Annotated in this window: 25 protein-coding genes, 1 riboswitch and 1 other annotated feature; of the genes, 19 read left to right on the forward strand and 6 right to left on the reverse strand. The window is 39.2% G+C overall.

The genetic code is table 11. The annotated features are described in order from the left end of the window. Window positions 1-8: 8 nt before the first annotated feature. Window positions 9-305 carry a hypothetical protein gene (locus tag AC0KUU_RS04670; protein WP_043978310.1) on the reverse strand — a complete coding sequence of 99 codons (297 nt, stop codon included), beginning with the start codon at window positions 303-305 and terminating at the stop codon, window positions 9-11. Between the two features lie 121 nt (window positions 306-426). Beyond that, a riboswitch (SAM riboswitch) is annotated at window positions 427-528 on the forward strand. A gap of 63 nt (window positions 529-591) precedes the next feature. On the opposite strand from AC0KUU_RS04670, the gene AC0KUU_RS04675 reads away from it, so the two are divergent. The 4 genes from AC0KUU_RS04675 (at window position 592) to AC0KUU_RS04690 (ending at window position 3981) form a co-directional block, all read left to right on the forward strand. Then, entirely contained in the window at window positions 592-936 is a 345-nt protein-coding gene (locus tag AC0KUU_RS04675) for a hypothetical protein (protein WP_237074190.1), read from the forward strand. A gap of 100 nt (window positions 937-1036) precedes the next feature. After that, a complete protein-coding gene (locus AC0KUU_RS04680; protein ID WP_016765258.1) occupies window positions 1037-1195 on the forward strand; it encodes a DUF1540 domain-containing protein in 159 nt (52 codons plus the stop codon). A 317-nt stretch (window positions 1196-1512) separates the two neighbouring features. Further along, window positions 1513-2916 carry an alanine permease AlaP gene (gene alaP / locus AC0KUU_RS04685; RefSeq protein WP_028410948.1) on the forward strand — a complete coding sequence of 468 codons (1404 nt, stop codon included), beginning with the start codon at window positions 1513-1515 and terminating at the stop codon, window positions 2914-2916. Between the two features lie 240 nt (window positions 2917-3156). Next, a complete protein-coding gene (locus AC0KUU_RS04690) occupies window positions 3157-3981 on the forward strand; it encodes a GNAT family N-acetyltransferase (protein ID WP_322552373.1) in 825 nt (274 codons plus the stop codon). Window positions 3982-4010: 29 nt separating this feature from the next. On the opposite strand, the gene AC0KUU_RS04695 is transcribed toward AC0KUU_RS04690, so the two are convergent. Further along, window positions 4011-4409, reverse strand: a complete 399-nt coding sequence (locus AC0KUU_RS04695; protein ID WP_043978316.1) for a GNAT family N-acetyltransferase — start codon at window positions 4407-4409, stop codon at window positions 4011-4013. Window positions 4410-4521: 112 nt separating this feature from the next. Between AC0KUU_RS04695 and pdxR the strand changes: the two genes are divergently transcribed. Then, on the forward strand, window positions 4522-5925 hold the full coding sequence (pdxR, locus tag AC0KUU_RS04700; protein ID WP_043978318.1) for a MocR-like pyridoxine biosynthesis transcription factor PdxR: 1404 nt from the start codon (window positions 4522-4524) through the stop codon (window positions 5923-5925). Between the two features lie 146 nt (window positions 5926-6071). On the opposite strand, the gene AC0KUU_RS04705 is transcribed toward pdxR, so the two are convergent. Then, window positions 6072-6791 carry a poly-gamma-glutamate hydrolase family protein gene (locus tag AC0KUU_RS04705; protein WP_162214862.1) on the reverse strand — a complete coding sequence of 240 codons (720 nt, stop codon included), beginning with the start codon at window positions 6789-6791 and terminating at the stop codon, window positions 6072-6074. Between the two features lie 265 nt (window positions 6792-7056). On the opposite strand from AC0KUU_RS04705, the gene AC0KUU_RS04710 reads away from it, so the two are divergent. After that, on the forward strand, window positions 7057-7719 hold the full coding sequence (locus AC0KUU_RS04710) for an MgtC/SapB family protein (protein WP_162214861.1): 663 nt from the start codon (window positions 7057-7059) through the stop codon (window positions 7717-7719). 43 nt (window positions 7720-7762) lie between these two features. Here the strand turns inward: AC0KUU_RS04710 and AC0KUU_RS04715 are convergent, their stop codons facing one another. After that, window positions 7763-7945, reverse strand: a complete 183-nt coding sequence (locus AC0KUU_RS04715; protein WP_340446821.1) for a hypothetical protein — start codon at window positions 7943-7945, stop codon at window positions 7763-7765. A 174-nt stretch (window positions 7946-8119) separates the two neighbouring features. Between AC0KUU_RS04715 and AC0KUU_RS04720 the strand changes: the two genes are divergently transcribed. Both AC0KUU_RS04720 and AC0KUU_RS04725 read left to right on the forward strand, forming a co-directional pair. Continuing rightward, window positions 8120-8761 (forward strand): NAD(P)-dependent oxidoreductase, encoded by a 642-nt coding sequence (locus tag AC0KUU_RS04720; RefSeq protein ID WP_043978324.1) that lies wholly within the window; start codon window positions 8120-8122, stop codon window positions 8759-8761. Window positions 8762-8828: 67 nt separating this feature from the next. Further along, window positions 8829-9323, forward strand: a complete 495-nt coding sequence (locus AC0KUU_RS04725; RefSeq protein WP_043978326.1) for a GNAT family N-acetyltransferase — start codon at window positions 8829-8831, stop codon at window positions 9321-9323. Window positions 9324-9344: 21 nt separating this feature from the next. On the opposite strand, the gene AC0KUU_RS04730 is transcribed toward AC0KUU_RS04725, so the two are convergent. Beyond that, the gene (locus tag AC0KUU_RS04730) at window positions 9345-10094 is read right to left on the reverse strand and encodes a sulfite exporter TauE/SafE family protein (RefSeq protein ID WP_043978328.1); all 750 of its coding nucleotides are present in this window, start codon (window positions 10092-10094) and stop codon (window positions 9345-9347) included. A 155-nt stretch (window positions 10095-10249) separates the two neighbouring features. On the opposite strand from AC0KUU_RS04730, the gene AC0KUU_RS04735 reads away from it, so the two are divergent. From AC0KUU_RS04735 to AC0KUU_RS04750, 4 genes are all read left to right on the forward strand, one after another. Next, complete coding sequence (locus tag AC0KUU_RS04735; protein ID WP_322552372.1) at window positions 10250-11149, forward strand: LysR family transcriptional regulator; 900 nt, start codon at window positions 10250-10252, stop codon at window positions 11147-11149. Continuing rightward, complete coding sequence (locus AC0KUU_RS04740) at window positions 11146-11784, forward strand: hypothetical protein (RefSeq protein WP_162214859.1); 639 nt, start codon at window positions 11146-11148, stop codon at window positions 11782-11784. The genes AC0KUU_RS04735 and AC0KUU_RS04740 overlap by 4 nt, the downstream gene beginning before the upstream one ends. A 121-nt stretch (window positions 11785-11905) precedes the next feature. Further along, window positions 11906-12472, forward strand: a complete 567-nt coding sequence (locus tag AC0KUU_RS04745) for a TetR/AcrR family transcriptional regulator (RefSeq protein WP_043978336.1) — start codon at window positions 11906-11908, stop codon at window positions 12470-12472. A 348-nt stretch (window positions 12473-12820) separates the two neighbouring features. Continuing rightward, window positions 12821-14047 (forward strand): DUF819 family protein, encoded by a 1227-nt coding sequence (locus AC0KUU_RS04750; RefSeq protein WP_043978340.1) that lies wholly within the window; start codon window positions 12821-12823, stop codon window positions 14045-14047. A 42-nt stretch (window positions 14048-14089) separates the two neighbouring features. Here the strand turns inward: AC0KUU_RS04750 and AC0KUU_RS04755 are convergent, their stop codons facing one another. Next, entirely contained in the window at window positions 14090-15460 is a 1371-nt protein-coding gene (locus AC0KUU_RS04755; protein ID WP_162214857.1) for an amino acid permease, read from the reverse strand. Between the two features lie 67 nt (window positions 15461-15527). Beyond that, window positions 15528-15759, reverse strand: a binding site (T-box leader). 237 nt (window positions 15760-15996) lie between these two features. Here AC0KUU_RS04755 and AC0KUU_RS04760 point away from each other — a divergent pair. From AC0KUU_RS04760 to AC0KUU_RS04790, 7 genes are all read left to right on the forward strand, one after another. Further along, window positions 15997-16881: a DUF4405 domain-containing protein gene (locus AC0KUU_RS04760; RefSeq protein ID WP_409233867.1), complete on the forward strand. Its 885-nt coding sequence runs from the start codon at window positions 15997-15999 to the stop codon at window positions 16879-16881. A 109-nt stretch (window positions 16882-16990) separates the two neighbouring features. Further along, a complete protein-coding gene (locus tag AC0KUU_RS04765; protein ID WP_034649488.1) occupies window positions 16991-17176 on the forward strand; it encodes a Fur-regulated basic protein FbpA in 186 nt (61 codons plus the stop codon). 196 nt (window positions 17177-17372) lie between these two features. After that, window positions 17373-18500, forward strand: coding sequence for an NADH-dependent flavin oxidoreductase (locus tag AC0KUU_RS04770; protein ID WP_043978349.1), 1128 nt, complete (start codon window positions 17373-17375; stop codon window positions 18498-18500). A gap of 151 nt (window positions 18501-18651) precedes the next feature. Then, complete coding sequence (locus AC0KUU_RS04775) at window positions 18652-19551, forward strand: DMT family transporter (RefSeq protein ID WP_028410966.1); 900 nt, start codon at window positions 18652-18654, stop codon at window positions 19549-19551. Window positions 19552-19603: 52 nt separating this feature from the next. Then, window positions 19604-19957 (forward strand): cupin domain-containing protein, encoded by a 354-nt coding sequence (locus AC0KUU_RS04780; RefSeq protein ID WP_028410967.1) that lies wholly within the window; start codon window positions 19604-19606, stop codon window positions 19955-19957. A gap of 406 nt (window positions 19958-20363) precedes the next feature. Beyond that, complete coding sequence (gene ltaS / locus AC0KUU_RS04785; protein WP_043978351.1) at window positions 20364-22286, forward strand: lipoteichoic acid synthase; 1923 nt, start codon at window positions 20364-20366, stop codon at window positions 22284-22286. A gap of 324 nt (window positions 22287-22610) precedes the next feature. Beyond that, a complete protein-coding gene (locus tag AC0KUU_RS04790) occupies window positions 22611-23342 on the forward strand; it encodes an LCP family protein (RefSeq protein ID WP_425262922.1) in 732 nt (243 codons plus the stop codon). Window positions 23343-23350: the final 8 nt, after the last annotated feature.

A 23350-nucleotide genomic window follows, 5' to 3' on the forward strand; every position in this document is an offset into this window, starting at 1 on the left:
GATGAATGTCAGCGAGTCCATAAAACATAAGATGTTATACATGCGATGAGGTTCGGTAATGAAAGTAAAAGTAAATAAGTAGCCCAAACAGCGCCTTTATCTAGTACTTCAACGGCTCCTCCAGCTGTATTGTCTGAGGAGGGGGGGGCTTCAAGCGCGTTCATAATCAAAGCCGCTGCTGCTAAAATAATCCCTCCAATACTTCCGGTTGTTTTGACAATTGCAATATGGAAAGTAGATGAAAAGGCAATGCTGAGAAGCAGCAGCAAGCTTCCCAAAAAAGCAGATAACATATATCGTTTCATGTGCTCACCATCCTTTATGAAAGCATACCATATTTTACTTCTTTTTTCTTTTTATTGAAAAGCTATTGACGTAACCTATAAAACATATTAGAATAGTCAGAAATAATTTAAAAACGAAATATTCTTATCTAGAGAGGTGGAGGGACTGGCCCTTTGAAACCTCAGCAACCACAATTATTGAATGGTGCTAATTCCAGCATAGCCTAGCTCTGACAGATAAGAAGAGGAATCTTTTTCTATGATGAAATCCTCTTCTTAGGAAGAAACATTTCGTATAGAAAAGGTGATGACATTGAATAATACACAAACGAATTTATGCATTAATGATTATTTAGATCTATACTTATTAGCAAAAGAAATAAAAGACGAAACGTGGCAGCAGGAAATTTTAGCGGCGCTAAAAACGCATCAAAATCGTTCATTTGAAGAAAAACAATCCGCTCTAGTTCAAGAGATATGGGAAGATTTTAAACAGTTAAATGAAGATATTTCTTTTACGTATCGCTTAATTCAAGAAGAGCCAACTAACGAACAATTTCAGGCTAACTTAAGGCACTTGAGAGAACGGCGGATCACGCTGAGCCGTGAGTTATATTTAGCTAAAAAACAGTATGTTGAACACACGCAATAAAAAGATCCGCTTGAGAAACAAGCGGTTTTTTTGCGTAAAAATGTTAGAATCGTTATATTTCGGGTAGTAAATAGATAAGACAAGCAAAGGAGGGATAACAGTGGCTCAAGGTGTATTGTGTGAAGTGAATGAGTGCATGTATTGGAAATCCGGAAATAAATGCAGTGCAGAGTCCATTTACGTTGTGAGTCCTGAAAGTAGTCACCATGTTTCTGAAACGGAAGAACCTGGCTGTAAAACTTTTGAACCCGCGAGATAAATGCTAGTTTTTATAAAAAAGCATAAAATGAACGATGCGCTGACGGAGTTGAGTCGGCGTTTTTCTATTTTTAAAAAATACTATTACTTAAGTGCAATAATAAATACATAGTAAAAAAGTAGTGCCTATGTCTAATTGTGCGTTTAAACAAAATGATAAGATAATTTTTTTGTTTTTCGACAAAAGAAAAGTGAGGGAAAGGTGATAGAATACAAATATACAGCCTAGCTGTCTTTTAGCACAAATTTATATGAAAGCGCTAACAAAAAAGGCTGTGTTCATCTCGTTTTGACAGATTGGAAAAAGGGGAGACGTTTATGCAGGGGAAAACTCAGGGGAAAGAATTGAAACGCGGGTTAGAAGAAAGACATGTGACGCTGATGTCCTTAGGAGCAGCCATAGGGGTAGGACTGTTTCTTGGATCTGCATCTGCTATTAAATTAGCAGGGCCAGGAATATTATTGGCGTACGGATTTAGCGGAATGATTATGTTTTTTATTATGAGAGCACTTGGAGAAATGGCGATTCAAAAACCTGTTGCAGGTTCATTCAGCAAGTACGCACGCGACTACTTAGGGCCGCTTGCTGGTTATTTAACAGGTTGGAACTACTGGTTTTTATGGGTTGTAACATGTATGGCTGAAATTACAGCCGTTGGTATTTATATGGGGTATTGGTATCCGGATGTACCAAACTGGATTTGGGCGTTATCGGCGCTTGTCATCATGACAACGGTTAACTTCTTAGCTGTTAAGGCATATGGTGAACTGGAATTTTGGTTTGCACTTATTAAAATTTTAGCGATTGTATTAATGATTGCCGTTGGATTATTAATGATCGTGTTCGGAATCGGCAACGGCGGCGTTGCGACTGGTATCAAAAACTTGTGGGACAACGGCGGACTGTTCCCGAACGGATTCAAAGGTATTTTGCTGTCGCTGCAAATGGTCATGTTTGCGTATTTAGGAATTGAAATGATCGGCGTTACCGCGGGAGAAGTGAAAAATCCCGAAAAATCTCTAGCAAGAGCGATTGATTCTGTCTTTTGGCGTATTCTGATTTTCTACGTCGGTGCGTTATTTGTCATTATGTCGATTTATCCGTGGCAAGAGATTGGTTCACAGGGAAGCCCGTTTGTATTAACATTTGAAAAAATCGGCATTCCAGCGGCGGCTGGTATCATTAACTTTGTTGTACTAACAGCAGCTCTTTCTTCTTGTAACAGCGGTATTTTTAGTACAGGCCGTATGCTGTTTAACTTAGCAGAACACGGAGAAGCACCAAAAGGATACGGTCAGCTTACAAAGGGCGGCGTACCGGGAAAAGCTGTTTTGGCATCAGCAGGTGCGCTATTAGTCGGAGTAGCGTTAAACTACATTGTGCCTGCCAAAGTATTTACGTGGGTAACAAGTATTGCAACATTCGGTGCGATTTGGACATGGGGAATTATTTTGCTTTCTCAAATTAAATATCGCAAAACGTTAAAAACAGGTGAAGAGGCAAAGCTGAAATACAAAATGCCTTTATTTCCGTTAACATCTTATGTGTCACTTGCGTTCCTAGCGCTGGTAGTGGTTCTCATGGCATATAATCCAGATACAAGAATTGCAGTTGTCATCGGACCATTATGGTTTATCGGTCTTATTATCGCGTACTACGCAAAAGGATTTCATAAACGAAGTCAAAGTTCAGCTGCAGCTGAGCAAAAGCTAGTGAAATAACAGAAAAGACCTCTTTCTTGGAAAGAGGTCTTTTTTCATTAGTTTATGTGTGAATGATTAGTTTATTTTAAGGGATCATTGGTACGGATAAATAATGTAGAAAATATTCTATTTATTCTGTACTATTTAGTTAGAGAATTCGTTAATGATTAAACGGTAATTGAAAGTGGATGAGTATGTTAGTTTTATGCTTTTTAACGCCACACAGTGCATCGAAAAGTTGGGAGGACATATGCAGAAATGATTGAAACATTTAGTGAAAAAGACATAAAAGGTTTGCTGCTGTTATCGCAGCTGGAAAAATGGGATTATAGTGAAGCAGATTTACATACGATTTTTTCATCTGGAGACGTATTTGGTCATAGAAATGAGAACGGAGACATCGTATCAAGTGTGGCCGTAATTTCGTACAAAAATCAGTCAGCTTTTATAGGAATGGTGATTGTGAGAAAAGATTACCGAAAACAAGGGTTAGCCGGGCAGCTCATGAAGCACTGTCTGCAAGTTCTTTCCCCTGAGATGAATGCCTACTTAATTGCGACAAAAGAAGGTGAGCACTTATATCAAACAACAGGGTTTAAAACCGTGGACTATGTAAGTAAATACATAATCAGTGAATACACACCAAGAGCATTTAAAGTTTCAGGATTTTATACACGACCCTTAAAGAGAAGTGACTTCAAAGGGATTGTAAAGCTTGATGAAGCAGCATTTGGAGATAATAGAAAGCTATTTTTAAAAAGTAGAATTCAGCAAGCTGAAAAAGCAGTTGTCTTACAAAACGAACAAAATAAAATGACGGGCTATGGTTTAGCGGTTCGTACGCCGAGCAATATCGTGATTGGTCCCGTAGTTGCTCCAAACGCTGAAGCAGCGATGCTAGTCATTGATGAACTAGCGAAGAATTACAAAGAAAAGCTGAGAATTGACCTGTCTTCTCATGAGGAAACGTTAAAGAAACTTGTGGAAAATCACGGATTTCAGCTTCAAAATGAGCCTCCTGTTATGGCGTATCCTGCTAGACAGGGCAATCTTTTTGCTATAGCAGCTCAGGCGTTTGGATAAAAAGAAAGGAGAAGCTCCTTTCTTCGCGTCTACCGAATTCTATCAATTTTAAATCCATTATCAATTTGATGAAAGCCGGCTTTTGGATAGTAGTTCATAGCAGAAGGAGCGGAAAGTAAAATCAGCGCGGTTTCTTCGCCGATTTCTGATTGAACGTGTTTGATGAGCTGTGTACCGATTCCTTGCTTTTGATAGTCTTTTACAACAGCTAAATCCGATAAATAGCAGCAGTAGCTAAAATCTGTTAACGCTCTGGCTATGCCAATGAGTTCGCTGCCGTTCCAAGCGGTAATAGTAAGAGAAGCGTGATCAAGCATTCTTTGAATTCGATCAAGGTCTTGTGCAGGACGTTTAATACCTGAATGTACAAACACTTCAGCGGCTTGTTCTGCACGGATTGAGACATTGGTTTTATAAATAATGGTCATTGTGTCATCTCCTTGAAGGATAAGATATAGTCCAGTTTATAAAGAAACTGAATGGAGAGTAAGTGTCAGAAACGGTAATTTTAATAGTATCAGTTAGAAAGGAACGAACACCATGTTAGAGTTAATGCCTTTGCTTGATAAAAGAAAAACAGATCCCTTGTACATGCAGCTTTATATCTACATAAAAAAACAAATTCAAAAAGGTACCATTCCGCCTCATGAAAAACTGCCTTCCAAACGAAAGCTAGCTCTTCATTTAAGCATTAGCCAAAATACGGTTGAAGCAGCTTATGTACAGTTAGAAGCTGAAGGCTATATCGAGATACTAGCCAGGAAAGGAGCATTTGTAAAAGAGATAAAAAATGAAGTCGTGCTTCAAAAACAGCCTCCCGCCTATGTCTCTTTCCCGCAAGAAGAACGGAAATCGACTGCTATTGATTTTAGCCACGGAAAGATAGATGTGGAGAAATTTCCGTATAATACGTGGAAAAAACTAACGGTGCAAGCTATTTATCATGGTGAAAGCCAGCTTTTTTACAGCGGACATCCAGAGGGAGAACTGCTTCTTCGCCAAGAAATTGCAGCATACCTTTACCACTCAAGAGGAGTGCGCTGCACAGCGGAGCAAATTGTGATAGGTGCAGGTACGCAGTATCTTATGTGGCTGCTTTCTGTCACGTTGGGGAAAGAAAAAATAATTGGGTTTGAAAATCCGGGTTTTCACCGGACGAGGCACGTTTTTCAAAAGCAAGGTATGTCAGTGATCCCTGTTTCTCTTGATGATTCTGGCTTGAAAGTGAAGGAACTGAAAGAAAGCGGAGCGGATGCCGTATACATTACGCCGTCTCATCAATTTCCCATTGGTATGGTCATGCCGATAGCAAGAAGACTTGAACTACTAGAGTGGGCGGCAGAAACGAATGGCTATATTATAGAAGATGACTATGACGGGGAATTTCGCTATAAAGGAAAACCCATTCCCGCACTTCAAGGATTAGATCAAGACGACCGCGTTATTTATACGGGAACGTTTTCAAAGTCTTTGATGCCTTCTCTTCGAATAAGCTATGCCGTGCTGCCACACCGGCTTCGTCCAAGCTATGTAAAGCACTGTGAACTTTTTAAACAGCCTGTTTCAAGACTTCATCAGCATACGCTTTTTCTGTTTATGAAAGAAGGGCACTGGGAACGTCACTTGAATAAAATGAGAACAGCATACCGCAAGAAACAAGCCCTGCTGCTAGATTGCTTGACTACTACTATGGGAGAACGTGTAGATGTTATTGGAGAACATTCTGGGTTGCATATTCTTCTTAAGGTGAAAAACGGAATGAATGAACAGAAACTAATTGAAGCAGCTGCCAAGCAAGGGGTATCAATTTATCCAACGTCTATTTATTATCATAGTGCCGGTGACAACAACACGCCTTATGTATTGCTTGGATTTGCCGGACTATCTGACGAAGAGATAAAAACGGGCATAGATTCGCTGTTTAAAGCTTGGTTCGTCCAATAAGAAGTGAAATTAAAGAGTTCTTTAAACAAAAAGACTTTAAACGGTCTATTTTAGCGAGAGAAATAGATAAGAACCAGCGCGTTTGATTATACAGACTGCGCTGGCTTTTTTGTTTAGAAATCAAGGAACAGGCAAGAGTTGATAAGTTAGTGAACTTGAAAGTAAAGGAAAGTTTGATAGGAAGAAGATGCTTCTTGTAAGGAAGATACAAATGTATGGAAAAGCGGCGTTACATTCATGCGGTTGTTTCTCGACCAGTCGTGGTTTGCGAAAAATGATTTTCTTAGTTCGGCCGTCAGTTCAAGCTGTACTCCAGCTTTTAACAGATTATCGTTCACAATATTTTGCTCGCTTGTTCCGGTTATATCAGAAGGGGCGTCACGGACTGTAAAGCCGTGTTTGCGCAGCGATTGCTTTACCAGCTCTTTATAAAGCAGATTTTTTCCGCCTACATATACGATAGGCTGACTACCGCTATAGCCGTGAATCGTCATGCCGGACATACTTTGCTGAGCCATTCCTCTAGCAATCGGTTCGTCAAAGTTTTCTGAGGTTATGTGCAGAACTCCGTTGTTAGTGGACTTGATGCCTTCGAATAAATAATAAGAAGCGGAAAAGCGATCGGCGAGTTCTTTGGCAACTTCTGATGTGCCCGGTTCAATTCCTCCGCCGTGAATGGCCATAATGGATAGGTAGCTAAAGCGCTGTTCGTAGCGAATATCATAGTCTTGATGGAGAATCTCGTGCTGCTGCAGTTCCGCATAGGAAGAGTAAGAGTCACCGCTTGCATAAGAGGGAAGGGGAATCAAAAAGAAGTACATCAAACATAGCAAAGTGCTCGTACTCCATGTGAATAAACGGTTCATCAATAATCACCTCTATTTATCCTATGATAGGTAGAGGTGATTATTAGTGTTTTCGTCTGTTTATAAAATGCAATTTTACTTGAAACTCAATAGGCTCGCGTTCTAATCTTCCCCCCTCATCAAATCTGCTGTAATAATCGATAACTTTACCCACTTTGATTAGCCTCCACTTCAAAAAATGGTTATAGTAAATTATAACAAAAATAGAAATAGTTAATAGGTGTGTTTATGAAAAAATGAAGAGGAAGAGAAAGGGGGAGGGAAAATGACCGCAGCTTTTATTAGTCGTCTAGCTCTATCCGGTCTGTTAGGAGCTTTGGTTGGATTAGAAAGAGAATTTAGAGCAAAAGAAGCGGGCTTTCGCACTCATTTTTTAGTTGCTGTCGGTAGCACGCTGATTATGTTAATTTCGAAATACGGCTTTTCAGATGTGCTTCATCAAGATCATATGGCCCTTGATCCGAGCCGGGTTGCAGCACAAGTAGTAAGCGGTATTGGTTTTTTAGGAGCAGGTATGATTATTATTCAGAAGCAGCATATTAGAGGGCTCACAACAGCCGCAGGCGTATGGGCAACGTCGGGAATTGGTTTAACCATTGGGGCGGGTATGTATACAGTCGGCATTAGTGCAACTATATTGGTGCTGATTGGCTTAGAAATATTGAACGTGATGTTTACATCTCTTTCTACTCATTCCCTTTTAATTAAGTTTCGTGCAGCGAATCAAGAGGATATTTATGAGCTTCTTGATAAGATTGAAAGGGAAAATATTATGATTTCATCCTATGAAATTCACCGAGACCATCATCAAGGTGAACTGTTTTATTTTGTTGAAATAAAAGGAAAAGCAAAAAAGAAAGGGAATAAAGTAGAATTGATTAAATCAATTCATTCTATGGCTCACGTGTTATTTATTGAAATTGAATAAGCACTTATTTATTTTTCGTCAAAGAGATTAAGGCATAACTAAATTAGTCTAAAGTCGAACAAACGGATAAAGGGACCAGTATGGATCGTTTATACACCGCGGGTGATTTCCGTGCAAGGCTTCGCTTTCCGCGGGCGGCCGGTGAGCCTCCTCGTCGCTTGCGCTCCTGCGGGGTCTCACCTGCTCCGCTTTTCCCGCAGGAGTCTTCGCCTTGCCCTTCAATCAACCGCTAGAAGTATCGACATATATATAACCTACGTTCGGATCTTCCTTCAACTAAAAAACTTTCGCTTCAGCCTCTTTATTCGTTCTCTATCTTGCTTAAATCGTTTCGCAGTGTTTTAGCATAGCAAAAAAAGGCTATTACCTAAATATAGAGAATTTTACTGGAGGTTATAAAATGAAAATTGGAGTCGTAGGTGCTACAGGAAAAGCAGGAAGTTTTATCGTAAAAGAGGCTTTAAATCGCGGGCATGATGTAACGGCAATCGTACGTGATGGGGGCAAAGTAGAAGAACGGGATGTTCGTACATTGGAAAAGGACATCTTTGATATTACGGCAAACGATATTGAAGGTTTCGACGCAGTAGTGAATGCGTTTGGAGCTCCTGAAGGAAAAGAACATCTGCATGTAGAAGCGGGGCAATCGTTAATCCATGTATTTAAACAAGCTCCGGACGTTCGTCTTCTTGTTGTAGGAGGAGCAGGCAGTTTGTTTGTTGATGAGGAGAAAACGACGCGTCTAGCGGATACGCCTGATTTTCCAAAAGAGTACAAAGCGACAGCTGACAATCAAGCTCAAAATTTAAAAGACTTAGAAAGTACAAGCGATATTAATTGGACGTTTATTAGCCCAGCAGCATTTTTTAATCCTTCAGGAAAACGAACAGATGCTTATAAAACAGGGAAAGATCATGTTATTTTAAACTCAGAAGGAAACAGCCATGTCAGCTATGCTGATTACGCCATTGCAGTCATTGATGAAATTGAGCGAGGAGAGCATATAAACGAACGCTTTACCGTTGTATCCGACGCTAGATAAAGGAAAAGCCGCTTTATGCGGCTTTTTTTGTGCATGTTATACTATGGAAAAAGGGGTAAGGTATAGAATGGATAATACAGTAAATGTAGCACTAGCGTTTTATAGTGAAGCCTACGAGTCATCTATACATAGCTATACGTTGCCTAAAGAGCAGCTCATTTATACGGCACTTCCCGCTGAAGCCTTAGCTAGGTGTAAGCAGGAAAAGGATAGAACGCCCGTTTTGATTTTGACAGAAAACAAAGTAGCCGGCTTTTTCGTGCTTGACGCAGGGAAAGCTGTTAAAGAATATACCGAGAGCTCCGGCGCGCTTTTAATACGGTCGTATTCCATTCATCCTGATTATCAAGGAAAGGGAGTTGGCAAAAAGTCATTGAAACTTCTTCCTTCTTTTATCAACCATCACTTTCCGACTAAAAATGAAGTGGTGCTAGGCGTGAACCATAAAAACACGGCGGCGCAGCATCTGTATAAACGAAGCGGCTTTGTTGATACAAACCGGCATATTTTTGGAAACCAAGGAAAGCAGTTTGTTTATCAGATGGACATAAAAAAAGCTTGAACAAGAGTTCAAGCTTTTTTCTTATATAACAAGTAGGAAGCTAGAGAAAATAGGCAGCGCTACAAGGGACGTTTTTAATACGGGAGCAGGTACACGATTTGTAAACTTTGCTCCAATATAGGAACCGACCATTGTGCCGACCACTACTTGGATCAACAGTGGAATATCTAAAAAGCCCTGCTGATAATAGCCCATTCCCCCGCCGATGGCAATCGGAATAATAACGAGCATTGTCGTTCCGGCCGACTGACGAATAGACAAGCCTAATACCATCATAAGGCCAAGCTGGATAAATGGAGTTGATCCAATTCCAAACATTCCTGACAGAGCGCCTGTGATTAAGCCAATTAGTAAAGAATAGACGATAAATTTAGCTCCTGTTGGAATCGTACGTTCTTTTTGCTGACGGGAAAATAAAAACATACGCAGCCAAAGTAAAACGCCAGATAATAAAAGCATACCGGCTGTTAGCCACTTTAGCTCGCCTTCTGGGATAAAGGATGAAAGGTTAGACCCAATCCAAGCGCCTAATGCACCGAGGATACCAACAGAGATACCGGATTTTAAAGATACGTTACCTTCGCGGTAATGACTGACGGCGCCAGATAAAGAAGAGAAAATCATTGCGGTAAGAGCCGTTGCGAGAGCAACGTGTACAGATACGCCGTACAGCAGCGTTAAAATTGAAATAATAAAACCTGATCCGCCTGCTCCGACAAATCCTAAGATCAGTCCGACGGCTAACATTGTTAAAACAATTGAAACATCCATAAACTAATTCCTTCTTTCAACACTTATTCTATGCAGACACATAACATTTTTAGCAAGTGCTACGTTCTTCATTTAAACATGAATTTTTTATGACGTCCAATGTATAATTTATATGAAATTGATAGTATTATGTAATAAGTAAAGGATGTGAAAAAATGGAATGGCAGCAGCTCGAATATTTTAATGTTGTAGCTCAAACGGAACATTTCACAAAGGCCGCAGAAAAATTATCAATCGCCCAGCCTACGCTCAGCCGCTCAATTTCTAAATTAGAATCAGAGCTTGGCGTGCCGCTATTTGAACGAAAAGGAAGGCAAGTTATTTTAAATCGATACGGACGGCTTTTTTATGAACGAACGGCTAAAGTATTAAACGAAATGGAAGAAGCTAAACGTGAGCTTTCAGATTTGATTCATCCTCACCGCGGCAGTATTTCGTTTGCTTTTTTAAAATCATTAGGCGCTTCATCCGTCCCAAAACTAGTTCATGCTTTTTTACAAGAGTATCCGAACGTTCAATTTCAAATTTTTGAGAACGCCACGAACATCATGCTCGATCAGCTTCAAACAGGAGAAATTGATTTTTGTATGTCTTCCGTAACGGAATCCAGGGCAGGAATTCAGTGGGAATATTTATGGAAAGACGAGCTGTACGCGTATGTCCCTGATACGCATTCTTTTGCCTTAAAACAAGTGCTTTCGATTTCAGAGTTGGCTCATGAATCGTTTATCGCGTTAAAAAAAGGATACGGAAGCCGAACAATTTTTGATCAGCTGTTTGAAGAAGCGGAGATTGTCCCAAATATTACGTTTGAAGGAGAAGAATTTTTGACGGTGATTGGTTTTGTAGCGGCTCATTTAGGGGTTGCCTTGCTTCCTGAAATAAAGGGAGTGGACTTGCGAGGCATTAAAAAAATAAAGCTCAAAGAAGACTCAGCTTCAAGGGTAATTGGGATTGCGTGGAACAAGGATAAATATTTAACTCCTGTTGCGAAAAAGTTTCAGGAATTTTTAATTCAGTATTTCAAAGACCATCATACAGGAGGAAAACGATGAAGAAAATTGCTTGCCTGCACGCTCATCATTCGAACATCTCTTATATAGAAAAAACGCTGCCGTTTGCGAACTGTATGCATTTCGTAGACCCCGGCCTTGTACATCGGATAACAACCGACCCTAAGTTTGCAGCGGAGGCAGCAGCTGCAAAAGTAGAAAAGCAGTTAAAGTGGATGAAAGAATGTTCAGCGGATGCCATTTTACTCACGTGCACGAACTACATTGCTCTTTTACCAGAAGCATTTACAAGCGATATTCCAATTATTAAAATCGATGAGCCTTATTTTCGCCGAATATGTGAAATAGAAGAACCGCAGCTTATCGTGTTTACAAATCCGGAGACCATAGAAGGAACAATGAAGCGTCTAGACGAATTTGCATTTTATCAAAATGTAAAGATAAAGGTTCGCCCTGTTGTGATAGAAGGTGCTTTTGAACTAGTAATGACTGGAAACCTAGAGAAGTATAAACAGAAGGTAAAACATGTCTTACATGAGCTAATAAAAGAGCATAACACTGTTGTTTCAGTGGCGCAGCTCTCGATGGTAGAAGCGGCGGCGGAGGTAAGCGACCGTATTATTACGCCTCTTCAACCGTTAGCGGAAGAAGTAAGAAAAACAATTATTAGGTCATAAGGAATGAAAGAAAGAAAAAACGAATGGTAAAATATTCACTTTATTTTGACAAAAATTTCATTTCCTTATATGATAAGTAGTGTTATAGAAACCACTTATTATATAGGGGAGGCATCGTTTTGTGAAGAAAGCAAATGCACGCGATAAGATTTTAGAAACAGCATCGCGGCTTTTTCAGCTGCAAGGCTATCATGCAACAGGATTAAATCAAATTATTAAAGAGAGCGGGTCGCCAAAAGGGTCTCTTTATTATTATTTTCCAAAAGGGAAAGAAGAACTGGCGATTCACGCTGTTCAATATACGAATAAATACGTCCAAGTTCAAATTAAAGAAAGTCTAAATAAATCTTCTGACGCATCGCAGGCTATTCAGTATTTTATTGAAGAATTGTCCAAGCAGTTTGAACACGAAGAAAGCATTGCTGGTATGCCTGTTGGACTGCTGGCTGGAGAAACAGCGCTTATTAATGAACCGCTGCGCGAAGTCTGCTACGCAGCGTTTCAAGATTGGGAAAAACTTTTTAGAGAAAAAATGATAGAGAGCGGATTTCAAGAAAAGCAGGCAGGAGAGCTCGCAGTTGTGATTAACTGTATGATCGAAGGGGGGATCTTGCGTTCGTTAACAGAGAAAACAAGCGCTCCTTTGCAGCAGATTCAGCAGCAGATTCCAGTTCTTGTTCGTAAATAAAAAGTGAGGCTGGGACATAACGAAATGAATCTAATCTAAAGACTAACAATCGGAATACATGAGCTGGACTGCTTGTGACACCGCAGTTGATTTCCGTGCAAGGCTTCGCCTTGTCCTCCAATCAACAGCTAGAATTAGCTACCAACATAAAACCTACGTTCACTATAATCATAAAAAAACACGAACTATTCATCCTTTGTGATAGATAGTTCGTGTTTCACTTTAACTAGACTACTTTGTCCTCGACTCTTTTTTATAGATTGACGGAATTTGGCATATATTGATAAAATTTAAAGTGTATTTTCTGAAAATTCTATTTCTTGAAAAAGAGAAAGAAAGGAGTAGCTTGTGATTTTTACTATTATTCAAGCTGATGATACGTGGGCACTATGGGGAATTCTAGCGATTTGGGCTTCTGTTAGCATTTTTCTCGAACAAAAGTATAAGTGGGCTTCTTTTCTGTCAGGAGCTATTATTGCGCTAGCGGGAGCGCTTATCCTATCAAATTTAAAAATCATTCCAACAGAGTCTCCGGTTTATGATGCGGTTTGGGCGTATCTAGTACCGCTTGCCATTCCATTATTGTTATTTCAAGTCAACATGAAAGAATTATTTCAAGAAAGCCGGAAGCTGCTTTTTATTTTCTTAATCTGTGCAGTAGGAACGGTTATAGGGAGCACGGCAGGCTTCTTGTTATTAAAAGATTATATTCCTGAACTAGCAAAAATTGCAGCTGCTATCGGCGCTTCTTATGTAGGCGGAGGGGTTAATTTTGCTACCGTTACGGCTAAATTTGAACCATCAAGTCAAATGGTTTCCGCGACGGTGGTTGCTGATAATATGGTCATGGCTTTGCTGTTTGCCGTGTATATGTTTGTTCCTTCTATGAAGTTTTTTAGAAAACATTTTAAGACGCCTCATATTCAAGAAGTAGAGGCTGGGCAATATGGAGAAAATGATCGCCATACGCTTGCAGAAAAATATTGGGCAAAAAAAGAAATTTCGTTAAAAGACGTGGCGGCTTCAATTGGTACATCATTTTTTCTAGTGGTTGCATCGTTTAAATTAGCCGAATGGTTTGGAACAATCATTCCAACCGGTCCAAATGTTTCGGTAGTTCAAACATTATTACATACTATTTTGAGCGAAAAATACTTATTGCTTTCCACACTTACGTTTCTTGTCATTTATCTATTTCCTTCTTATTTTAAAAACATTAGCGGAAGCCAAGAAATCGGCACGTACTTCATTTATATTTTCTTTGTTGTCATTGGAGTGCCGGCGTCCATTCCGTTAATTGTTGAAAAAGCACCTCTTTTGATTCTATTTGTGCTCATTGTGGGACTAAGTAATTTAATAGTGGGGCTGCTTTTAGGAAAAGTATTTAAAATTGATTTAGAACATATTTTACTGGCGAGCAATGCAACGGTAGGGGGACCTACGACAGCAAGTGCAATGGCAATTGCTAAAGGATGGGGAAGTTTGGTTGGTCCTATCTTGGTAGTAGGAACGCTTGGCTATATTATTGGTAACTATATCGGCTTTGCACTTGGCTATTGGTACTTATCATTTTAAATAAAAAAACGCCTCCTCTGATGACTCAAAGGAGGCGTTTTTTTATTTAGCGTGCTTGACTGCCGATGATCGATAAAAGCGGCCTTTAAAGATATACGTAGCTGTAATAAATAAATAGATAGCTAGTGTAATAGCCGTAATAACAACGGAGGTTGTGCAGATAACACCAATTAAAATAGCGCTTAGTGCAATTAGGGCAGCCCACGTCGTATAAGGAAACCATTTAACAGAGTAGCTGCTCGATGCTTCTGGCTGAACTTTGCGGGACTTTAAGTGTGCGATCGCAATAATCAACCAAATAAACAACACGGTATATCCTAAGGATCCCATCAAATAATCAAATGTTTTACTTCCTGCAAATAAGGAAATCAACACGCCCACATAAAGAGATGATGTACACATTAAGATTGCATAGACAGGAACTCTGTTAACAGAAAGTTTCGAAAATATCTTCGGCACTCGACCGTCTACTGCTTGCGTATACAAAATACGTGATGAACCGTAAAGCCCTGAGTTCATTGAAGAAATAACGGCTAACAAGATCACGGCATTCATAATATGATCTGCTCCGGGAATTCCAAACATTTTAAATACCATTACAAAAGGGCTTTGAGAAACGCCGTTCACTTCATTCCAAGGAATCAAGCTCACGATGATAAAAAACGGGAACAGATAAAAAGCAATGATGCGCGTTAATGTGCTGCGCACGGCTTTTGGTACTACTTTTTCAGGGTTTTTTGTTTCAGCTAGCGTTACCCCGATGATTTCAGTTCCACCGTAAGAGTAGATGACAACTAGCATCGCTGTAATTAACCCAGTTGGTCCTTTAGGAAAGAAACCGCCGTGATCGCTCAAGTTCGAAAAGCCCGCTGCGGTATGGTGACCAAATGATACAAATAGTAACAGAAGTCCAGCGATGATAAAGATTACAATGACCGTAATTTTAATTAATGCTAACCAGTATTCCGTTTCAGCAAATGCTTTGACCGAAAGCAAGTTAATAACTGTGACAATAACGGATACGCCTAAAGCAAGCATCCAAATTGGATAATCAGGAAGCCAGTACTGAATAAAAATAGCTGCTACAACAGCTTCAGCTGCAATGTTTAACACCCACATTTTCCAGTAAATCCAGTCTAAAAAATAAGCGGGGTAGCTTCCTAAAATCGACTGAACTAAATCACGAAACGTTCGTGCGTCACTGTTTCGAACCGCCATTTCAGCAAGACCTTGCATAATGAATAGTAAAATAATTCCGCCAATTAAATAAGCAATGATAACTGATGGTCCTGCCATATCAATAGCTGAGCTGCTTCCTTTAAATAAACCAGCGCCAATTGCTCCACCTAGCGCCATCATCATAATGTGACGTGAAGTCATTGTTCGCTGCAAACCTTGGTTGTCCTTCTTCATGACTTTTCCCTCCACTTTTTTATAAAATAAAAAAAGCTTATCGTCTCCTACCTCATTATCAAATGAGAGAAGAGACGATAAGCTTTAGCTAACCGCGGTACCACTCTTGTTGGCTCTTAAAGAACCCTGCTTAAAACCTGATAACGAAGGTTAGACGTTAAAACTTAGAGAATACTTCTGCATTCTTTCTGAATTACCACTCCTGGGCGAGTTCAAAGTATTATTGGACTACGTTACACCAACCCGTAGCTCTCTTGACCGAATAATAAGCTTCTACTACTCCCAATCGCTGTGTTTTTGATTAAAATCTGAAAGTTCTTGATGAATAACCATTACTATACGTGCTTCTTTTTTCTTTGTCAACAGCTATCTTCTAAAAAATAAAATGATGGAACTTTGTTTTTTATAGAACTCAGGACTGGTTATTTTGGTAAAAAAACCAGTCGTTTCACCTAATTTTCACCAACTCTGCTTACATTAAGAAATATGAAAAAGAGGTTGTTTTGACAAATACATAGCTGAGGAGAATGAATAGAGTGAAAAAGATGATGTACGTCCGATTTGGACTGGATCTTTTAATGGCTGTTACGTTTGTTTTATTTTTTAACAAACAAGTATTGGGAGGGTTAACGTTTCATGAAATTGCGGGGCTAGCGATTGCCGTCGCCTTTTTTACCCACGTGCTACTAAACTGGCAGTGGGTAAAGAAAGTTACGGTTAAATTATTTGACCGCAAGCTGCCGCGCAAAACAAAGTTTGGTTACTTTTTAAATATCATGCTGTTGATTACGATGTCATTTATTATGATTAGCGGTATTTTTATTTCAAGAGTAGTATTTCCAAATATTAATGTGGGCAATGAACAATGGTTTAAGGTTTCGCATATTTCGGTATCATTTTTAGTGTTAATTCTAGTAGCCGCTCACATAGGTCTTCATTGGCAATGGGTTATAAATGTATGTAAAAACATGACGAAATTCAAAAAGTCAAAGAAAAGCTTGAGCATAGCAGCTAAGCTCGCAACCGTTGCATTGTTAGTCGTTGGTATATACGAAATAAATGAGACGAATTTTCTTGGAAAGCTTGGAGGAGTAGCGGAAGTACTGAATTTAAGTTCCTCAGATATGCCGCAAAAAGGCGGTGGGAAGCCGGATTTTGATCGCCATTCATTTGGCGAGAACAAATCTTCGGCGACGGCATCTGCTGGTCACGAACGTCCGAACTTTGATCACGATGGCGGAGGTCCGGAAAGAGGGATGAAAGGAAAAGAAGGCGGTTTTGAAAGTCCGAATCCTTTTGTTGTAATCGGTACTTATTTTGCTATTATGTCGGTTTTTATTATTGTTATTTATTATATCGAAAAAATATTGTCAGGAGTAAAAAGACGCAAAAAAATGGCGGGTCCGGCTGCGGAAATTTAAAATAAAAAAACTCTCTATTTCACTGTTTTTTCATCGTACAGAAGTAAAATCCTTTATGTAAAAGCGAATGCTTTGCAAAATTAAAATGAGATAAACTTAGGTGGTGGAAATGGTGAAACAACACACACAGCCTGAAACGGAACATAAGAGAAATTGGTTTATTAATGCGCTATTGAATTTTGGTATTTATAAAAAAGGAAATCGGCACCTATACGAACTGACACTTCAAGAGTTAGAAGCTCAATATGTAAAAGTAAAAGCATTCATGTATAATCAGGGACCTCTTTCGCAATGATAAAAAAGCACTCAGTATATGAGTGCTTTTTTATATGAGAAAGTCTTATTCTTTGACAGGCGAAACTGTACAGATTAAAATCACAGTATATTTTAAAGTTACAGTTTTAAATGACACATATTATTAGGAAGGAAAAACAGTTTCTACCTATAATATGCCAATATTTTTGACCGTATCATTTTTGGAGGGAAACAAAATGACAAATAAAAAGTATGAGCCGCTTTTACAGCCGTTTACTTTTTCAAATGGCATCAAATTAGATAACCGCGTTATTCTTGCGCCTATGACAAATTTTTCATCAAATGAAGATGGAACAGTATCAAATGCAGAAGTAGACTACTATGTACGACGTTCAGACGGTGTTAGCATGGTCATTACAGCATGTACATACGGAACGCCGAACGGCAAAGGATTTCACGGAGAGTTTGCTGCAGACAGCGATGAAATGATTCCTAGTCTGCGCCGTTTAGCAACGTCCATTAAAGATCAAGGAGCAAAAGCAGTTCTTCAAATTTTTCACGGAGGCCGCATGTGTCCGCCTGAGCTTGTTCCAAATGGAGAGGTTGTTAGCGCAAGTGCTGTTGCTGCAGAACAAGAAGGAGCACCGGTGCCTCGAGAGTTAACAAATGAAGAAATCGACGGCATTATTCATGATTTTGGTGAGATGACGCGCCGTGCTATTGAAGCAGGATTTGACGGAGTTGAAATCCACGGAGCAAATAACTATTTAATTCAGCAGTTCTTTTCTCCGCATTCTAATCGCCGCCAAGATAAATGGGGCGGTAGCGTAGAAAAACGCTTAACATTCCCGCTGGCAATTGTAGACGAAGTAAAGCAAGCCGTTTCTAAACATGCAAAAGAGCCATTTTTAGTAGGCTATCGCTTCTCGCCAGAAGAGCCTGAAACGCCTGGAATTACAATGGCTGATACGTTGAAGTTAGTTGATGCACTAGCAGAAAAAGACCTTGATTACCTTCACGTATCGCTAATGGAATTCTGGTCAAAACCTCGCCGAGGCGTGGAAGATACTCGTTCACGTATTGAGATTATTCAAGAGCGCGTAGGAAGCCGCGTACCTGTGATGGGCGTAGGTTCTATTCATACAGCAGACGAAGCAGCAGCAGCTCTTGAAACCGGCATTCCACTGCTTGCGATTGGCCGTGAATTAATTATGGATCCAGACTGGGTTCAAAAAGTCAAAGAAGGCCGTGAAAATGAAATTGTGACAACATTAAGCAAAAAAGATCAGGAAAAGCTTGTGATTCCTGACCCGCTGTGGCAAGCCGTTATTAACACACCAGGCTGGTTCCCGGTTGAAGATTAAAAGAAAGACAGAAAAGCGCAAAGACGATGGGACTGACCCCGTGTCTTTGCGCTTTTTGCTTTTTCATGGAACAGAGCTTATGAACCATTAATTTACAAATAGACTTCTTTATGTTTGAATAATAATAGTTTTCTGAAAGTGAGGTGGAAAAATGAAAGCTGGCCCAATGGTAAAAATGATGGTTTCAATGAGTATTTTTGGTTCAATTGGCTTTTTCTCCACACAAACTGGACTTCCTTCTTTTGATTTAGTATTTGTTCGCTGTATTTGTGCAACGCTTTTTCTAGGAATGTGCTGGTTTGTAACCGGTGAATATAAAAGGGAGAAATGGAATGCCAAAGAAATAAAGCAGATTTTACTGTGCGGCATATTCCTTGTGTTTAACTGGGTGTTTCTATTTAAAGCATTTGAAATGATGTCCGTTACGGTAGCTATTTCTATTTATCATCTTGCACCCGTCTTAGTATTGCTTCTGGGAAGCTTTATCTTTAAGGAGAAATTAACGGTTCTTGGCGTTATGTCTATTTTCACTTGTTTTGTGGGAACACTTCTGATTATTGGGGTGAAGGAACTTACGATTGATGGCTTCATGTCTTCAGGAATACTGTGGGCGCTTTTAGCCGCTTTGTTTTATGCATGCACAACGCTGCTTGGCAAAGGAATTATTCATACGAGTGCTTACGCTGTTACATTTATTCAGACTTTTTTAGGGATTTTTTTATTATTGCCGTTTGTTCATTTTAGTGATTTTCATTTCTTAACAGCGGCCAATTGGACAGCTATTTTGGTAACGGGCTTTGTACATACTGGTTTAGTGTATTATTTGTTTTTCGACAGCCTGCGCTACTTAAAAACTCAGGTGATTTCGGTTCTAGTGTTTTTAGATCCAGCCGTTGCTATTTTATTAGATACAGCATTCACGGGATTTCGCCCGACGCTTTTTCAGCTGGCAGGCATTGTTTTGATCTTTTTAGGAATGCTTTTTACTTTGAAGCCAAAACCTTCATCTAAAAAAAGTATTTCCAATAGCAAGATTAAAAAGATCACATAGAATTTCTATTTCATCTGCAGGTCTTCATTTATTAGAAAAAGGGGAGCTAGTCATGAAAGTCAGTAAGCAAAACGCAGAACACTACGTGTGGGGAGGAAAATGCGATGGGTGGCACCTAGTGAAAAATAAAGACGTAAGTATTATTCATGAGCGCATGCCTCCTCATACGAAAGAGGTAAGGCATTATCACACGAGAGCACAGCAATTTTTCTTTGTGCTAAAAGGAACAGCTGCTCTAGAAGTAGACGGAATTATTTATGATGTAAAAGCACATGAAGGAATAGAAGTGCTTCCGTCCATTCTTCATCAAATGATGAATCGTTCGAGCGAAGAGATTGAGTTTCTAGTTATTTCACAGCCCTTTGCACACGGAGACCGCATAGCTGTTGATGAAGATAAAGACTAAGCATAGATCAGTCTATTTTTACTAGTCCTAACAGCAAGCGAAGAATAACGTCCAGTACAATAGTACCTTTTCATTCAGTATGTGAAATATTATGCCTAATAAAATAAAAATACTTTTATTGCAGAGCAGAAATGTGGTAAATTAATATGTATGCAATATAGGGAGAACAAAATTTACAAATTAACAATTGTGTAATATTAACATCACGATAAAAAATAAGAGATTACAAGTTGAAATGTAAATTTTGTAGATGACTAAAAAAAGAGATGAAGATGATATTGTTTGACAAATTGAATCATTTTCAGGTAATCTTTTGCAGGACGTAACCGTTACGATTTAATGTAGGGGACTTTCCTGAGGTTAGCTGAACATGAAATCTCTACTTTTTAGTGAAAGGAATTTGAAAATGAAAAAACTATTTTCAAAGCCGTTGTTTTACTTTTTTATAGCGGTTTTATTCATGTGGATCAAGTCTTACATGTCTTACAAAGTGGAGTTCAACTTAGATATAAGTGACTCAATGCAAAAAACGTTATTGTTTATTAATCCAATTAGTTCAACTTTGATCTTTTTAGGGTTAGCATTGTTTGCAAAAGGGAAAAGAGCCATCGTTTGGACGCTTATCCTTAGTACAATCATGACGGTCATTTTGTACAGCAATATTTTATATTATCGATTCTTCAATGACTTTGTGACATTGCCTACTTTAACGCAAACAAGCAATGCGGGTCATTTAGGAGGCAGTATCGCTGATTTAGTAAAAGCTCACGATATTTTTTACTTTGTAGATATCGTTTTACTGATTGCGCTATTGTTTGTTAGAAAAATCGAATGGCCAAAAGCACGCCTTAAATTCCGCTATACGTTCATGGTACTAGCGGCAGGAGCTATCGCTTTTGCAATTAACTTGCACTATGCTGAAAAAGATCGCCCTGAATTACTAACAAGAACATTTGATCGCAACTACCTAGTGAAATATTTAGGAGCATACAACTACACGGTGTATGATGCAGTTCAAACGTTTAAAAACTCAAAGCAGCGAGCATTCGCAAGCAGTGATGACTTAACAACAGTGAAAAACTTCAGTACAAGTCACTATGCAGCTCCAAATATTGAGTATGCCGGTAAAGCAAAAGGAAAAAACATTATTAAAATTCATCTAGAATCATTTCAGTCGTTCCTGATTAACTACAAGTTAAACGGGCAAGAAGTAACGCCGTTTTTAAACTCATTAGCAAATGGAAATGAATTTATGTATTTTGATAACTTCTTCCATCAAACAGGACAAGGTAAAACAGCTGATGCAGAGCTTATGATGGATACATCATTATACGGCTTGCCTCAAGGATCAGCATTTAGCTTAAAAGGCCGCAACACGTACCAAGCAGCACCAGCGATCTTAGATCAAAAGGGCGGCTATACAAGTGCCGTTTTACACGGAGACTATAAAACGTTCTGGAACCGTAATGAAATTTATAAACAGTTCGGTGTGGATAAATTCTTTGACGCAAGTTATTACAATATGACTGGTGATAACAAAGTAAACTATGGATTAAAAGATAAGCCATTCTTCAAAGAATCTATGCCAATGCTACAGTCATTGAAGCAGCCTTTCTATGCGCATATGATTACATTAACAAACCATTTCCCATTTGTCCTTGATAAAGGCGATGCTAGCATTGAGCCGGCAAACACAGGAGATGGAACGGTAGACCGTTATTTCCAAACGGCTCGTTATTTGGATGAATCACTGCAAGAATTCTTTACAGAGCTAAAAGCTTCAGGCTTATATGACAACTCAGTTATTATGATTTACGGTGACCACTACGGTATTTCTGAAAATCATAACAAAGCAATGGAAAAAGTTCTTGGCGAGAAAATTACGCCATATAAAAACGCTCAGCTTCAACGCGTACCGTTCTTCCTTCACGTACCAGGCGTAAAAGGTGGAGTGAACCATACGTACGGCGGTGAAATTGACGTAGTACCTACGCTTCTTCACTTAGTGGGAATTGATAGTAAAGAGTATGTTCAATTCGGTACAGATTTATTATCAAAAGACCATGATCAGGTAGTAGCATTTAGAAACGGTGATTATGTTTCTCCGAAATACACGTCAATTGACGGCAAGTATTACGATACAAACACGGGAGAAAGAATCACAGCAACAGACGAAGCGAAAGCTTATAAAAAGAAAGTTGGAAGAGAGCTAGAACTTTCTGATAAAGTGTTATACGGTGATTTATTACGATTTAATAAATTAGATGACTTTAAACCGGTCGATCCATCAAAATACATGTATGGAAAAGACCAAGAAACAGAAAAGTAATGTAAGCTTTCACACCATACAATCCAAACAAGCAAGTAGAGGAGCTTTTTAAAAGCTTAGCTACTTGCTTGTTTTATGAGAACTTCATTGAAAAAGAAAGCTGGTGACAGAAACGTGGAGCGAACAAGACGCAAAAGAAGAAGAAGAGTTCGATGGGGCAGAGTGTTCTTTGCTTTGTTGTTTCTTTTTATTATCGTTGGAGGCATATACAGCTATTTCCAATATAAGCAAGGGCTATCGATGGCAAGCGATGGTAAATTTGCGGATGACGGCACGACATTTGAACAGTTTCAAGGCAGTCTCCCAAATAACGGAGAAGTAAATATGCTGCTGTTAGGAAGTGACTCGCGCGGGGAAAAGCATTCTCGTACAGACTCTATTTTAATTGCTCACTACGATTCTAAAAGCAAACACCCGAAAATTGTTTCCCTTATGAGGGATATGTATGTGGATATTCCAGGACACGGCAAGCAAAAGCTGAATGCTGCTTACGCGTTCGGAGGTCCTGAGCTGCTGCGTAAAACGATCAAACAAAATTTTGATATCGATATTAACTATTATGCAGTTGTGGACTTCGAAGGGTTTTCAAAAATTGTAGATACGATTGCACCTGATGGCATTAAAGTAACCGTGCCTCACGACATGTCTTCAGGAATTGGTATGACGCTTCACAAAGGTACCCAAGTTTTACACGGTGAACAACTGCTTGGCTATGTACGTTTTCGTCATGATAACATGAGTGATTTTGGACGCGTTCAACGCCAGCAAGAAGTCGTTTTAAAGCTTAAAGATGAAGTAGCAAGCCTAAACAGCGTGTTTAAAATACCGAAGCTTCTCGGCGTAATGGATCCTTATATCGATACAAATTTAGATACAAAAAGTATGATGCTTCTCGCTAAAGATGTGGTAACAGGAAACATGAAAGATGTTCAAAGCCTGCGACTGCCGTTAGACGGATCGTTTGAAAACAAAACGTATAGCGGTGTTGGTATGGTGCTTGCTATTGATTTAGATAAAAATAAAGAAGCGCTGCAAGAATTTTTAAATGACAAATAAAGAAAAGC

It is taken from the genome of Priestia sp. ST2, assembly GCF_055810735.1.